The organism is Syntrophobacter fumaroxidans MPOB, from assembly GCF_000014965.1.
GTDB lineage: Bacteria > Desulfobacterota > Syntrophobacteria > Syntrophobacterales > Syntrophobacteraceae > Syntrophobacter > Syntrophobacter fumaroxidans.
Genome location: NC_008554.1, coordinates 1,423,290 through 1,437,776 on the forward strand (window position 1 = coordinate 1,423,290; position 14,487 = coordinate 1,437,776).

Consider the following 14,487-nt stretch of genomic DNA (forward strand, 5'->3'; position numbering starts at 1 on the left):
GACGACGATGGCAAAGGTTCCTAAACCCAACGAACTGGAAATCGCACACAAGTTCCCCCATACGGGGTGGATGGATACCCCGGTCGAGTTCAAGCCGGGGACCTGGTGCTACCCCGGGAAGATCAAGAACCTTGAAGCGCTGGATCTGCCCAACCCGCGCGAATGGTCTCCCGCGGATGAAGACTGGAAGCTGCCCTCGGACTGGAAGCAAATCCTCCTGGAGGGATTGCGCGAACGCCTGCACAAGTACCGCTCTCTGCGGATTTTCATGGACATCTGCGTGAGGTGCGGGGCGTGCGCGGACAAGTGCCATTTTTACCTCGGCTCGGGCGATCCGAAGAACATGCCGGTGCTCCGGGCGGAGCTGCTCCGATCGGTATACCGCAAGGAATTCACTCAGGCGGGAAAGATCCTCGGCAGAATCGCCGGCGCCCGGGAGCTCACCATCGACGTGGTGAAAGAATGGTTCCTTTATTTCTTCCAATGCACGGAATGCCGCCGTTGCTCCCTTTTCTGCCCCTACGGGATCGACACCGCCGAAGTGACCATGATCGGCCGGGAACTGCTCAATCTTGTCGGGCTCAATATCGACTGGATCGTCGGCCCTGCCGCCAACTGTTTCCACAACGGCAACCATCTCGGCATTCAACCGCATGCGTTCAAGGACATGATCGATTTCTTCGTCGACGAAATCGAAGGGGTCAACGGGGTGAGAGTGGAACCCACCTTCAACCGGAAAGGCGCGGAAATCCTCTTCATCACTCCGTCCGGAGACGTGTTCGCAGACCCGGGCACCTACACCCTCATGGGTTACCTGATGCTCTTCCACGAAATCGGCCTGGATTACACCTGGAGCACGTACGCCTCCGAGGGCGGCAACTTCGGCATGTTCACGTCGCACGAGATGATGAAGCGGCTCAACGCCAAGATGTACGCCGAGGCCAAGCGGCTGGGCGTGAAATACATCATCGGCGGCGAGTGCGGCCATATGTGGCGCGTCATCAACCAATACATGGATACCATGAACGGTCCCGCCGATTTCCTCGAAGTCCCGAAATCGCCGATCACGGGCACCGTCTTCGACAACGCCAAGTCGACGAAGATGATCCACATCGTGGAATTCACCGCCGACCTCATCCGGAACGGCAAGCTGAAGGTCGATCCAAGCCGCAACGACGGGCTGCGGGTCACCTATCACGACTCGTGCAACCCCGCCCGCGGCATGGGCTTTTTCGATGAGCCGCGTTACGTTATCAACAACGTGTGCAACAACTTCTTCGAAATGCCCCCCGAGACGATAAAGGAGCAGACGTACTGCTGCGGCAGCGGTTCCGGTCTGAACACGGACGAATTCATGGAAATGAGAATGCGTGGCGGACTCCCCAGGGCCAATGCCGTGAAGTACGTTCACGACAAGCACGACGTGAACATGCTCGCCTGCATCTGCGCCATCGATCGAGCGGTCCTCACTGCGTCGATGAACTACTGGGTGCCGGACGTCGGGGTCACCGGCATTCATGAGCTCGTGGGCAACGCCCTGGTGATGGAGGGCGAAACGGAGAGGACCACCGATCTCCGCGGTGAGCCCCTGCCTGGAATGGAGGAGGTAGACGATGAAGATGTATAACGCAAAACCGATACTCGCCGGGCTGATCATCTTTGTCTGCATGGCGACTTTCCCGCTGTGGTACAACATGGGCAAAGCCGCTCCGCCGCCGCAACCCAAGATCGACACCGTGGTCATCGAGCGCATGCCGGAGAAGAAGTGCCTTCTGTCCAAAGAAGAAATGCGCCCCCAGCACATGCAGATACTCAACGACTGGAGAACCCAGGTCGTCCGCAACGGGATCAGGGTCTACACCGCGCCCGACGGAAAGCAGTACACCATGAGTCTTCAGAACGAATGCATGAGATGCCATTCGAACAAGACTCAATTCTGTGACCAATGCCATACGTACGCGGGATTGGAGCTGAATGCAACGCCCTACTGCTGGACTTGTCATATTGCCCCGAAGGAGAACAAGTGATGGAAAGCAACAGAAGGAACTTTCTGAAAATCGGCGGTGTTTGTGCTCTGGGGCTGGGAAGCCTGCCGATTGTCAAAGCGCTCGCCCAGGAAAAGGGGCCCGCATTTTCCTCTGATCCCCGGCGTTTGGTCGCAAAAAGATGGGCCATGGTCGTGGATATGAAGAAATGCTGGGAGATGGGCAAACCGGGCTGCAAGGACTGCGTGCTTGCCTGCCACACGGTGCACAATGTCCCCGATATCAAGGACGAGCAGGAAGAAATCAAGTGGATTTGGCCCGAGCAGTTCAACCACGCCTTCACCGGCCAGGAAAACGAATTCATCCCGGCTGAAATGAAGGAAAAGCCCTTCCTGATGCTTTGCAACCACTGCGCCAATCCCCCTTGTGTGAGGGTCTGCCCCACCAAGGCCACCTTCAAGTCCCCGGACGGGATCACCATGATGGACTTTCACCGGTGCATCGGCTGCCGCTACTGCATGGCCGGCTGCCCGTATGGGGCCAGAAGTTTCAACTGGCAGGATCCGCGTCCGCACATCCAGACGGAGCTCAACATGAGTTTCCCGACCAGAGAACGCGGCGTGGTCGAGAAGTGCAATTTCTGCACGGAACGACTCGAAGTCGGCCTGCTTCCGGCTTGTGTCGAAGCCTGCAAAGTTGGAGGCTTGATCTTCGGGGACGTCGAGGACCCGAATTCCAACGTGCGGAAGGTTCTCGCGGAGCGATTCACCATGAGGCGGAAACCCGAACTCGGGACTCAGCCCAACGTTTATTACATAGTATGAGGGGTGGCTTATGCTTGAACGAGCATTTACCGGGAGTCAAAAATACTATAAGCTGCTGGGCGGACTGCTCATCATCATGGGTTTGGGGTTTGCCGCCTACCTGCTCCAGTGGAACAAGGGTCTGACCATCACGGGCATGTCCAGGGATGTTTCCTGGGGATTCTACATCGCCCAGTTCACCTTTCTCGTCGGCGTGGCCGCATCCGCGGTCATGGTGGTGTTGCCTTACTACCTGCACGATGTGAAGGTGTTCGGCAAGATCACCATCCTGGGGGAATTCCTTGCGGTCGCCTGCGTCACCATGTGCCTCCTGTTCATCATTGTCGACCTCGGGAAACCGATGCGCATGTTGAACGTGCTGTTCTATCCGACACCCAATTCGGTCCTGTTCTGGGATATGGTCGTCCTCAACGGCTACCTTTTCCTGAACATCCTGATCGGCTGGAATGTGCTCGAGGCGGAACGCAAGGGCGTGCACTATCCGAGCTGGGTGAAGCCGCTGATCTACCTCTCCATCCCCTGGGCAGTCAGCATCCACACGGTTACGGCCTTCCTTTACGCAGGTCTTCCGGCCCGGCATTACTGGTTGACGGCCATCATGGCCGCCCGCTTTCTCGCCTCGGCGTTCTGTTCCGGTCCCGCCCTGCTGATCCTGCTGGCTTTCTTCCTCAAGAAATACACCAAGTTCGACGCCGGCAAGGAAGCCATCGACAAGCTGTCGCAGATCGTGACGTACGCCATGATCATCAGCGTGTTCTTCGTGGGCCTGGAATTCTTTACCGCTTTCTACAGCAGCATTCCATCCCACATGCACTCGCTGCTCTACCTGTTCGTGGGACTCGAAGGCCACGGCAAGCTCGTCCCGTTCATGTGGCTGTTTGCCATCCTGGCCGTAGTGGCGCTGGTGCTCCTCATCAATCCGAAGACGCGCAAGGATGAATACACCCTGAAGATCGCCTGCGCCGCGGTCTTCTTCTCCATGTGGCTCGAGAAAGGTCTGGGTCTCGTGGTCGCCGGTTTCATTCCCAACCCGTTCGACCAGGTCCGGGAGTACGTGCCGACCGTTCCCGAGTTGATGATTGCGCTGGGAGTGTGGGCGACCGGCTTTTTCATCCTGACCATACTTTACAAGATCGCGGTCACCGTGAAGGAGGAAGTCGCATCCTGACCGGCGGCCCCTGATTGTTTCAATCCGGGTATCGTTCAAGGGCTCATGCGTTCGCATGAGCCCTTTTTCTTCCCGGACCCGGATTCAAAGTCCGGCCTGATACAATTTTACCTGGAAAATAAGTTCCCGGGTGAAACTGTTTGCATGCCTTGTGGTGACGCAGGCGCCACGGGGAATTGAGTTCAAGATGGGTGCGTCGGGCGGGCGGGCATAAAGCCCGCCTCTACGTATGATCGGCGTAACAGTCCGTAATGGCAAGGTTTATCCCTACCCGCGCCCCCCCCGCCAAGCGGTTGTTGTGTTACCTTGAACGCACCTCGGCATAAAATCCCCGCTGCCTTCCCCACGGCGACCGGCCACTCTTTTCCTTCCTGTCGGCGCCAGGACTTCGAAAGCCCCGCATCCCCCTGCCTGCGGCATATTCGCGAAAAGTGAAAAGTGTAGGTTTGACCCCGGGCCTCGCACAGATGCTCGATTGTTTTTGCCCGAGGAATCTGGTATGAGTTTTTTTGTGGAAGTCCGCGCAATACCACTCTCTTGCGGGGAAGAGAGCACGCGCCGGCTCGCTGTCGAGGTCACACGGTGCCTTTTCGCGGAAATGACGCGGCGCCGGGCATGGCGACTCGGGCGAGGTCTTGCGGGGGTGAAGCGGGCTCGAAGGGGCGTGCCCGGCAATCATCCGGGCAGCGCGATACAGGGGAGATTCACCTTGAGAACCAACTGCTTCGTTTTGCTCGCATGCATCGCCTTCATGATGTCCGGCTGCGCTTCCCTTATGCCCGGAGAATCTTCCAAGGACGCTAACAAGTCCCTGGCACCCACCGCCGGCGGTTACATCGAGCGGCAGGAAGCCGAGCTGGTGCAGCGAATGACGCGTGCCGACGGTACGAGCATCCAAAGGGAGCAGGACAAGCTGTGCATCACCTTCAATTGCGGCGTCCTTTTCCCTGACGATTCAACGGAACTGAAACCGGATGCGCCCGCTCGAATCGCTCCCGTGGCCGAGGTTCTCGCGAAATATCCCGCAACATCCATCAAGGTGGACGGATTCACGGACCGCACCGGTTCCGAAAAATACGACCACGAGATCACCGAATCCCGGGCCACGGCGGTGAGGGACGTTCTTGTCGGCAAAGGCATCGATCCCGCCCGGATCAGGGCGCGCGGTTTCGGGGATTCCAAGCCGCTCACCACCAATGCTACCGATGAAGGCCGACGAACCAACCGGCGGGTCACCATCACCATAGCGCCGCTCTAGCGCCTGAACCCGGGGCGGTCTGCGGGTCGGCCGCCGCCGTCGACGGGTCCGGAGGACCTCACGCCGGCGCTGGGGAGTGCTTCGTCTGCGACCCGGACCGAGACCAGGCATACAGTGCGATCGCTGCGGCAGTGGCCGCGTTCAGCGATTCGACGTCCTTGCAGATTGGAATGGCAAAGGACTTCCGCCTCCAGTTATCAGGGAGTCCGGGCCCTTCCAGACCGGGAAGCAAACCGAAGGCGGCCGGAAAAACATGCCGGGTGATGTCCCGCCCTTCCGCCGAGAGCGGCAGGATGGGGAGGTTTTCCGGGAGGTTCTCCAACGGCGGGCCGTTTCGAAGCTTCATCCGAAGGACGGCACCTCCCGAAGCCCTCAATGCCTTGGGATGAAATGGGTGTGCGCTCTCGCGGAGCAGGATCACCTGAACGGCGCCGAATGCCGCCGCCGATCGAATGACCGCTCCGACGTTTTCCGGGTCCTGAAACGGTACCAGAACACTGCATCCCGCCGGGAACCCCTCCACGGGGTCCCATGTTTCGATTTCCCCGACCTTGATCAGCAGCAGCGGGGTTCGCGTCCCAAAGACATCGAGGGTCTCGAACAGGGCGGGAGCCATTTGATACCAGCTCATGTGCCCCGGTGCACCTTCCGGGGGAGGCATCTCCTGGCCTGGAGCGATCCATGCCAGGCAATCATCGGGGAAATCCCTCAGGGTCTCGTGAACCTGTTTCGATCCCGACACCAATGCCCGCTGCTGCTTGCGGATCCCGCGTGAAGTCAAAAGCTTCCGAATGTCCCGATAGAGATCGTTGTTTTCACTTTCGATTTTCCTGAAACCGTGTCGCTTCATCGCCGTCTCTTTTCGAATCCGCGTTGGCGGGCCGAGGCGCTGAAAAACCACCAGCCGCCTCTCATTGCGAGTGTGCGGAATGGTGTAATGGATGTCCCGCCACAGCCGGTACTCGCCCCGAAACCGCTTCAGTGCTTCGCCGATCTCGGCATCGCATTGCGGTCCTTTCATGAAGATCGCCAGCCCGTCCCTGTCCAGGCACCCCGCGATCCGCTCGAGGGTCGCCCCGACGCTTTCCACGGCCCGAGTGATCACGCCTTTGACCGGAACCTCAAAACTTGACCCGACGCTCTTCCCGACAACCTCCACTTTCTCCAGCTTCAGCCGTTCCACCGCCATCTTCAGGAACGCCGCTCTCTTTTGCCTGCTCTCCGCCAACACGATCTCCAGCTCGGGCATCGCGATCTTGATGGGAATTCCGGGCATCCCCGGGCCGGTCCCGAGATCCATCAGCGGGGACGGCAATTCGACCAGATTCATCGGCAGTAACGAATCGACGTACAATTTCAACACCATGTTGGCGAAATTGTGGATGCGGGTGAGATTCAGTTCGGGATTGAATTCCCTGAGCAGTTGATGATATGTCCACAATTGCCCGATCCGGGCCGGAGCAAGTCGGATCCCGCAGCGCCTGAGTATCGCCGACATCTCGTCGGGACCGGGGGCGGCGTCGCTTCCCGGATAGCGGATGGTTCCATTTCGCATCAACCGGCTCCTGATCGCATTGAGGACACATCATGCCGACGCCGGTCCAAGGCACCGGCGAAGCGTATCGCCTTCGCGGAACGGAGCGCCGGCCGTCGATGTCGTGTCGCGGGAGACTATGAAGACAGAATGCTTTTACCACCCTCTGTGGCCGATCATCTACGAAGACAATCACCTGCTCGGTCTTTATAAACCAGCGGGCCTGCTCGTTCAAGGAGATCGGACCGGGGAGGCGTCGCTCCTCGATCTCGGCAAGAAATGGCTCAAGGAGTGCTGTGGGAAGCCCGGCAAAGTATTTCTCGCCATGGTGCACCGGCTGGACAGACCTGTTGCCGGCGTCGTCCTCTTTTGCCGCACATCCAAAGCAGCGGCCAGAATCAGCGCGCAATTCCGTTCGGGCCGGATTCGGAAGCACTATCTTGCCGTCGCGGAAGGGGACGTCACACCCTCCGCCGGCCGCCTGGTGAACCAGCTTGAAAGGCACGACGAACGGTCCAGCGTCATCGTTGCGGAAGCGACTCCGCGAAGTCGGGAAGCCCGGCTGTCCTACCGGGTGCTGGATGTGGCCGGCTCCCGGAGCCTCTTGGAAATCGAACTGGAAACCGGAAGGCACCATCAGATCCGCCTCCAGCTCGCCCACCTGGGCTTCCCCATCCTCGGAGATCTGCGGTACGGTGCGTCCGCTCCCCTGCCCGGCCGGCAGGTGGCACTCTTCGCGACGCAACTCGAACTGGAACACCCCACTCGAAAAGAGAGCCTGCTGCTGCGCTGCCCTTTGCCCCAATCCTGGCCCTGGCCGTCCACCCGCGAGGAGACGGGTGCCCCCCCCTGGAACTGGTCCGAGCTCGAACCATTGCTCGATCCCGGTTCAGGCACCTCGATGTGAGCCCGAAGGGATGCGTGATTCGGTCTCAGCCAGGGGCCTGAAACCGAGGTGCGTTCAAGATGACACAACACCTGCCCATCGGGAGGTGACGCGGGCGGGCATAAAGCCCGCCCCTACGGATCGATGTGCCCGTCAGACAAGGGGAGGGCTTTATGCCCTCTCCCGCCCAATGCTGTCATCCCGAACGGAATTCCCCATGGCGCCGGCGTCACCCGCGAAGCATGAAAACAGACTCACCCGGGAATCTATTTTCCAGGTAAATTGTATGAAACCTCTGCCGCACGCCCCGGAGCTGCCGCCCTTTTTGTGTTTTTATCCGGTGAAACTTAGTTTAGAATCAGCCGAGTCGAATGGGCCCAACGTCGATTTTCCCTGCTGAGGCGCTGCACGTTCGGGTATCGGGACCGTGAAGACATTGGGGACAAGTGAATGGTACAGACAAATGACGAAGACATCAGCATTGCGGTCAAGGCTTTCAACATCGGGAACAAAGTCAGGGAGCTCCGGCAGAAGAATCATCTGACACTTCAGGACCTGGCCGTCAAGACGGGCCTCTCCAAACCGTTCCTCTCACAAATCGAAAACAATAAGGTCGTCCCTCCGGTGGCGACGCTGTTCAGGCTTGCCCGGGCTTTGAAGGTGGCCCTGGGGCATTTTTTCCAGGAAAGCGTTGAAGACGACAGGATCGCCATCACCAGGAAGAAGGAGCGCGTGCGCCTGGACAGGAGACCTCACCAGGAGAAGGGGCTGGTTCATTATATTTATACCGCTCTGGAGACCAAGAAATCGAACAAGAGCATGGAACCGTTTCTCGTGGAATTTCCGACCCAGGAGAAGGAGGAGATGGTCTTCCTGAGCCACGAGGGAGAGGAGTTCCTGTATGTGATGGAAGGACAGGTCGAGTTCAGGACTCTCGACCGGGTGGAAACCTTAGACCCCGGCGACAGCATCTATATCGAATCCGAGCTCAGCCACAGTTTCAGGCGTGTTGGCAATGAAACGGCCCGGGCACTCGCCGTGGTGTGCAAACGGCACGCGTACTGACATCCCCGGGATTTTCGGGCGTTCGCGCCATCCTCCGACTTTGGGCGTTTTGATTCATCCCTGGAAACCGTTGCGGATTTGCCGCAACATGCCGATGCGCAAGACGGCGGCCGGGAGATTCTGCCGGGGACGGCATTGCGTTGTTCCGATATTCTCCCGGAAGAAGCGATCGGCGTTCCGTCTTGCCGTTCTATTGGCATCGCGGTCGGGGACGTGCCCCGGGGTGGGTGCAGGGGTGCACAAGTCGATATGGCGGGCGGTGTCCGGGACATGGGTGAGAGATGTTCGACTGGCAGGAATCCTTGATCTGTTTAGGCAAGCTCGTGCTTGCCGCCCTTCTGGGGGGAGCCGTCGGTTTCGAACGCGAATCCCATGGGCAGTCCGCCGGGCTGCGAACCAACCTGCTGGTTGCCATGGGTTCGTGCCTCATGATGATGCTCTCCTTACACATGGAAGAGCTTTTCATCGATCTCGACATCAATTCGGTCGTGCGTGTCGATCCGGGCAGGATCGCCTCTTACGCCATCGCGGGCATGGGCTTCCTGGGTGCCGGAGCCATCATCAAGGGCAAAGGCACGGTGAGGGGTCTCACAACGGCCGCGGGCTTGTGGCTCAATACGGGAATCGGCCTGGCCGTCGGCGCGGGGTACCTGCTTCCCGCAATTTACACGACGCTCATCAGCCTGCTCATCCTCTATAATCTTCGCTTCCTGAAAATCGTCTTCGCCCACGACGAGTTCACCGTGCTTACCCTGACCTGTTTCAGCTCGGAACAGCCCCTCAAGAAGATACGCCGTATCATCGCCGAGTTTCCCGAGTTCAATTTGATCTTCATCAATTACAGGCACCACATCGCCTCGCAGACGGTCACCTATCGCCTGCGTTTGAGCAGCAAGGGAAATGCTCGCTTCGGAATGATCGTGGGAAAACTGCAACGAGAAGTGCCCGGCCTGAGGGAAATAGCGTGGGAAGAAAGCGATGTGCCTTGAGGGGTGCCGGAAAGTTTATCACCGGCACGGCACCCCGGCTTGCGCCACCCGAGCGGCACCGATCTCCCGCCGCCGCGCTCGAGACAGGGCGGGACTACGGTCCCGGGGGGCATGGACCGGCCGCCTTATTCGTCTCCCATCAGGACGCGGGTTGAAACCTTGTTCGTTGTGAACACCTCACCATCCTGCACGTATTCAAAATATCCCACCAGTTTGTTGGTTCCCGGCTGCAGGTCCTTTGGGTAAATCCTGACGTACAACTCACCCGGCACGTTGGTTCGGATGTTCTCGGGCCCGACGCAAAGCTCGGGCGAAGACTGTTCGGCCGCTTCATTCTGCCACTGGGACCCGGGGGATCCTATCGGCTGATTGCTGCTTACCGGAGCCGCGTGATAGTAGAGTGCCGGCGATACGCCGGACATGGTTTCCGCAACCCAGCGGAAGCAGGCTTTTTTGAACTGGGGAGTGAATTCGGCGTCAAACGACACCCGCACATCGTAAGGAAGACCTTCTCTCACCACATCGGGCATCTGCATGCGGGTCAATCTCACGTCTCCCGTCGTCATGTACTTGCGCAACGTCATGTACTGACAGGAAGACACAAGCACGACAGCCGCAACGCACAAAACAACCGTCCTGGCCAATTTCATGAAAGCCCCCTCTCCCTCTCCCTCGCCAGTGCCAAGAGACCTCCCCCGAAACCGTGCAGCCGTGTGACGCACGGGAAAGCGACCTCATCGCTTCATGCCCGGAAAAGCCTGAGAGCCGCACCCGATCCTCAACCAGGACACCGGCCCGTATCCACCGGATCGCTCCCCGGGCAGAACGCCTGCGATAATGTTTCGATACTATTCCTCGATGCGGAAAATCTCAAGCGATCTTTGCTCGCAACGCACACCAGGGGGCTGGTGGCGCCGGACGAGTCCCGGTCGGGTGCATTCCCCCTTTTTTCGGTGGAAACCGTCGCGGGAGGAGAATGGGTTGAAGTCCACGGTCAAACATGGCAAAAGGATTGGGACGCGGGTCAACCCCGCACGAGAAGGGCAATGAGCCCCCCTGTTCGTTGGCACCTGCTCTAACCGCACGGGGATATTCGCCCCGTTTTTTGTGACGGGAATCCACATCGACGGCTGCCGGTTTTCTTCCACTTCCGGCCGATTGTCGTCGATCGGCCCCTCGATCGGGGTTCCGGGCTCGGCAGATAATATCAGAAGCCGCGCGGCACCTTTGCGGGAAGCGGAAGGAGCGAATACGGGCGGATGTTTCACGTCCTCTCGTGTTGACACCAATGCGCTCTGCCGACAACGACGCGCGCAGCGATCCCTCGCCATTCCCACAAGCTTCCGGCGGAATTGCAGGGGGCGACGAACCGGCCGGGGGCTTCATGTTGTGAAAATGCGCCGCCCGTGATGGCATGCCTCTTGCTCGAAGATCTTCCGCGGCGAAGGAAACATGCCCGGAATCACGTCGCGATGATCCGTCGGGAACATTCGACTCGGAAGTCGGCTTGTGTTTGGGTCGAATCCCGTCAAGGAACAAGAGGGAATCCGAATGAGGAGAGAGACGATGCATCGTGGAGAACGGCTGACGTTCATTTTCTCGCTGATATCCTTGTCGCTCTGTCTGGCAGGAACCGCGTCGCCGGCGCTGGCATCGGGGCCGGGTGGCGGCGACGGAGGCGGCCTGGGCGAGCGACTCCCCATCTACAGCGGGCTGCCCTTTGTGGGAATGCTCCTGTCCATTGCATTGATGCCCCTTTTCATGCCGAGGTTCTGGCACCACCATTTCGGGAAGGTCGCCGTTTTCTGGTCGCTGTTGACCGCCATCCCCATGGTGGCGGCGTACGGCGGGACGGCGGGATTTGAGTTTTACCACGTGATGATCGCCGACTACGTGCCGTTCATGATCCTTCTCTGGGCGCTCTTTACGGTCTCGGGAGGCATCCTCCTGCGGGGAACGCTTAGGGGAACCCCGGCGGTGAACAGCTTCATGCTCCTCATCGGCACCGTGCTCGCCTCGTGGATGGGCACCACCGGGGCGGCGATGCTGATGATCCGGCCATTTCTGCGGGCCAACAACTACCGCAGGAACCGTAGTTTCATGGTGGTCTTTTTCATTTTCCTGGTGGCCAATATCGGCGGCTGCCTGACCCCACTGGGAGACCCGCCCTTGTTCCTGGGATTCCTCCACGGGGTCCCCTTCACCTGGACCTTCAACCTCCTCCCGGAAATGCTGGTGGTGGTTGCGATCGTTCTGGGCATGTATTTTCTCCTGGACTTCTACATGTACAAGAAAGAGGGCGTGACCCCGCCGGTCGAAGAAGACGCCAAGGAGCCTCTGCGCCTGGACGGATCACTCAATTTCCTGTTTCTGGCCGGCATTGTCGGGGCGGTTCTCATGAGTGGGCTGGCCGACTGGGGTTCGGTCGATATTTTCGGCGCTCATTGTACCGTCGCGGACATGGTTCGTGACGGGATCCTGGTCCTCATGGGAATTCTGTCGCTCCTGACAACGGCAACGAATGTCAGGGAAGACAACGACTTCACCTGGGCTCCCATCCTGGAGGTCGGATACCTGTTCGCGGGTATTTTCATCAGCATGGTGCCGTGCCTCCTTGTTCTCAAGGCCGGGTCGAAGGGCGCGGCGGATTTTGTCATCGAGGCCGTCAGGGAGCCGGCCCACTTTTTCTGGGCCTCCGGAATCCTCTCGAGCTTCCTGGACAATGCTCCCACCTATCTGACCTTCTTCAGCACCGCGCTGGGCAGATTCTACCCGGGAATGCCGGAGTCAGTGGCGGTGCCTCGGTTTATCGCCGAGAACGCGATCTACCTCAAGGCCATCTCGTGCGGAGCGGTTTTCATGGGAGCCAACACCTACATCGGCAATGCGCCCAACTTCATGGTAAGATCCATTGCCGAGGAAGCGGGGACCCCCATGCCGAGCTTCTTCGGGTACATGTTCAAGTATTCTATTCCCGTTTTGTGCACGACTTTCGTTTTGGTCACCCTTATCTTCTTCCAATAAGGAGGGAATTTCCGTGAACATAAGGAAGCTTTTGTTTGCCACGAAATTCGACGAGATGAACCTCGAGGCGCTCAAATCCCTCCTGGATCTCAAGTTGGCCGGGTTGGAGGAGATCCTTCTGACACATATTATTCCGCGCGATGAGGTGGCTTTTGTGGCGTATGGAGGCTACCTGAAAGACGAGGCAGAGCGCTTGCGCGTGGAAGCCGGGATTCGCTTCGAAGACTGGCGGGATGACCTCGCCAGGGCGGGAGTGAAAGTAAAGGTCGTCATCGAGGTGGGAGATCCCGTGCCGCAAATCATGAAGCTTGCGGAAGCGGAGCGGGTGGACCTCATCGCGTGCGGCGGCACCCGGCGGACGGGTATCGAAAGGATCTTCGCGGGTTCCCACACGCTTGAATTGATGAGGAGGACCAGGAAGATACCCATCTTCGTCACCAAACACATGGTGATCTGCGACACGGAGGGTGAATGCATCAAACGTCTCAATGAGCATCCCTTTCAGCGGCCGCTGTTTGCCGCCGACTGGTCCCTGCCTTCGGAACATGCCCTGCAGTTCATCATCGCTTTCAAGCATGCCGTCAGGAAGGTGGACCTGGTCCATGTCGAGGAGGTGAAGATATCCAAGGATCAGGGGGCATCGGAATGGCAACGGATCGAAGCCGAAAGCAGGAACCGCCTCGACCGCTTGTGCGAAATCCTGAGGCAGGCGGGGATCGAAAGCGAGCCGCATCTTGCCGCCGGGGACAAAGTCTCGGAAATTCTACGGCTGAGCGACGAGCTCAACTCCACCATGACCATTCTCGGCACCACCGCGAAAGACCGGATCCAAGCCTTTTTTCAGGGCAGCCTGTCCCAGGAGGTGGCCCAGGCGTCGGAACTTCCGACCCTGCTGATCCCGTAGCGTGGATTGCAGGCGTCGTTCTCCACGCCTGCTTTGCCACAGAGGCGGAGAAGGCGCGGAGCCCGACCCCGCGGGCCTCTCTCCTCTCGTCCGCCGCGAATCGGAGAATCGTCGCGGGTTCCCGGCAACCGCATCCGGGGGCCAATATTTCCGGACGACCTCCCGTCACATCGGACCTGCATAATCATAACACTTGAAAAGGCTTACCAGATAATCCTGCTCGGTGGTATAGAACCCGCAGCAAAAAACCATGTCCTCCACGCGCTCCAGGTAGACGGTCTTGCGGAGTTCCTCCCTGGAAGAGGGTCTATGCCATAGGTAGTCGACAAAACCATAACCTTTGCTCTTCGCGATATCGAGGATCCTTCGAATGAAAGGTTTTTCATTGGAATCCTCAAGCTTGATGCAATCGCGGCCCGTCAGCTCGGTAGCGAAAGGGTGGGCCAAAACCGTTCCCGTCAGGTCCAATGCATAGGAGTAGTAACCATTCCGGACGAATTGGCCGTTCCTGTCGGCAATCTCAGCCAGAGCCGCGCCCCTGCCCGCATCTTCGCAGAACGCGACGGCTTTCCTCACCAGGTCTCTTGCCTCCGCACGCTCACGAGTGTTCATTTCCGCTCTCCTTTGCTTGTTGGTCTGCAAATCCGCGCGGCACCCAACAACCGATCAAGGCGCTGAAAGGTCCCGTTGGTTCCATGGAGAGCACAAGATGTGCCGCAGTCATAACTATCTTTAATTAAACGATAAATCTCGCAATAAGGGATGTGGCTGAGGTCTGATTGAGAAGAGGTATGGGGCGGCACGGCCCCAACCGGATAGGATTTCTAAAGCAACTATTGGAAATAGCTAT

The 14,487-nt window shown here is 58.8% G+C and carries 13 protein-coding genes; 10 read left to right on the plus strand and 3 right to left on the minus strand.

What is annotated here, in order from left to right; translation table 11 throughout:
- The first annotated feature begins 7 nt into the window (after positions 1–7).
- From dsrK to SFUM_RS21475, 5 genes are all read left to right on the plus strand, one after another.
- The gene (dsrK, locus tag SFUM_RS05970; RefSeq protein WP_011698011.1) at positions 8–1,627 is read left to right on the plus strand and encodes a sulfate reduction electron transfer complex DsrMKJOP subunit DsrK; all 1,620 of its coding nucleotides are present in this window, start codon (positions 8–10) and stop codon (positions 1,625–1,627) included.
- Positions 1,614–2,027 carry a sulfate reduction electron transfer complex DsrMKJOP subunit DsrJ gene (gene dsrJ / locus SFUM_RS05975; protein WP_011698012.1) on the plus strand — a complete coding sequence of 138 codons (414 nt, stop codon included), beginning with the start codon at positions 1,614–1,616 and terminating at the stop codon, positions 2,025–2,027. The genes dsrK and dsrJ overlap by 14 nt, the downstream gene beginning before the upstream one ends.
- Entirely contained in the window at positions 2,027–2,809 is a 783-nt protein-coding gene (gene dsrO / locus SFUM_RS05980) for a sulfate reduction electron transfer complex DsrMKJOP subunit DsrO (RefSeq protein WP_011698013.1), read from the plus strand. Before dsrJ ends, dsrO begins: the two co-directional genes overlap by 1 nt.
- 10 nt (positions 2,810–2,819) lie before the next feature.
- Positions 2,820–3,977 (plus strand): sulfate reduction electron transfer complex DsrMKJOP subunit DsrP, encoded by a 1,158-nt coding sequence (gene dsrP / locus SFUM_RS05985; protein WP_011698014.1) that lies wholly within the window; start codon positions 2,820–2,822, stop codon positions 3,975–3,977.
- A gap of 709 nt (positions 3,978–4,686) precedes the next feature.
- On the plus strand, positions 4,687–5,235 hold the full coding sequence (locus SFUM_RS21475) for an OmpA family protein (RefSeq protein WP_011698015.1): 549 nt from the start codon (positions 4,687–4,689) through the stop codon (positions 5,233–5,235).
- A 58-nt stretch (positions 5,236–5,293) separates the two neighbouring features.
- Here SFUM_RS21475 and rsmG read toward each other — a convergent pair whose 3' ends face one another.
- Positions 5,294–6,790, minus strand: a complete 1,497-nt coding sequence (rsmG, locus tag SFUM_RS05995; RefSeq protein WP_011698016.1) for a 16S rRNA (guanine(527)-N(7))-methyltransferase RsmG — start codon at positions 6,788–6,790, stop codon at positions 5,294–5,296.
- Positions 6,791–6,908: 118 nt separating this feature from the next.
- On the opposite strand from rsmG, the gene SFUM_RS06000 reads away from it, so the two are divergent.
- The 3 genes from SFUM_RS06000 (at position 6,909) to SFUM_RS06010 (ending at position 9,709) form a co-directional block, all read left to right on the plus strand.
- Positions 6,909–7,676, plus strand: a complete 768-nt coding sequence (locus SFUM_RS06000) for an RluA family pseudouridine synthase (protein ID WP_011698017.1) — start codon at positions 6,909–6,911, stop codon at positions 7,674–7,676.
- Between the two features lie 429 nt (positions 7,677–8,105).
- A complete protein-coding gene (locus tag SFUM_RS06005; RefSeq protein WP_011698018.1) occupies positions 8,106–8,720 on the plus strand; it encodes a helix-turn-helix domain-containing protein in 615 nt (204 codons plus the stop codon).
- Between the two features lie 302 nt (positions 8,721–9,022).
- Positions 9,023–9,709, plus strand: coding sequence for an MgtC/SapB family protein (locus tag SFUM_RS06010; protein ID WP_244148099.1), 687 nt, complete (start codon positions 9,023–9,025; stop codon positions 9,707–9,709).
- A gap of 125 nt (positions 9,710–9,834) precedes the next feature.
- Here SFUM_RS06010 and SFUM_RS06015 read toward each other — a convergent pair whose 3' ends face one another.
- On the minus strand, positions 9,835–10,359 hold the full coding sequence (locus SFUM_RS06015; protein ID WP_011698020.1) for a hypothetical protein: 525 nt from the start codon (positions 10,357–10,359) through the stop codon (positions 9,835–9,837).
- 916 nt (positions 10,360–11,275) lie between these two features.
- Here SFUM_RS06015 and SFUM_RS06020 point away from each other — a divergent pair.
- Entirely contained in the window at positions 11,276–12,733 is a 1,458-nt protein-coding gene (locus SFUM_RS06020; protein ID WP_011698021.1) for a sodium:proton antiporter, read from the plus strand.
- 13 nt (positions 12,734–12,746) lie between these two features.
- A complete protein-coding gene (locus tag SFUM_RS06025; RefSeq protein ID WP_011698022.1) occupies positions 12,747–13,637 on the plus strand; it encodes a universal stress protein in 891 nt (296 codons plus the stop codon).
- A 165-nt stretch (positions 13,638–13,802) separates the two neighbouring features.
- Here the strand turns inward: SFUM_RS06025 and SFUM_RS06030 are convergent, their stop codons facing one another.
- Positions 13,803–14,249 (minus strand): cache domain-containing protein, encoded by a 447-nt coding sequence (locus SFUM_RS06030; RefSeq protein ID WP_011698023.1) that lies wholly within the window; start codon positions 14,247–14,249, stop codon positions 13,803–13,805.
- Positions 14,250–14,487: the final 238 nt, after the last annotated feature.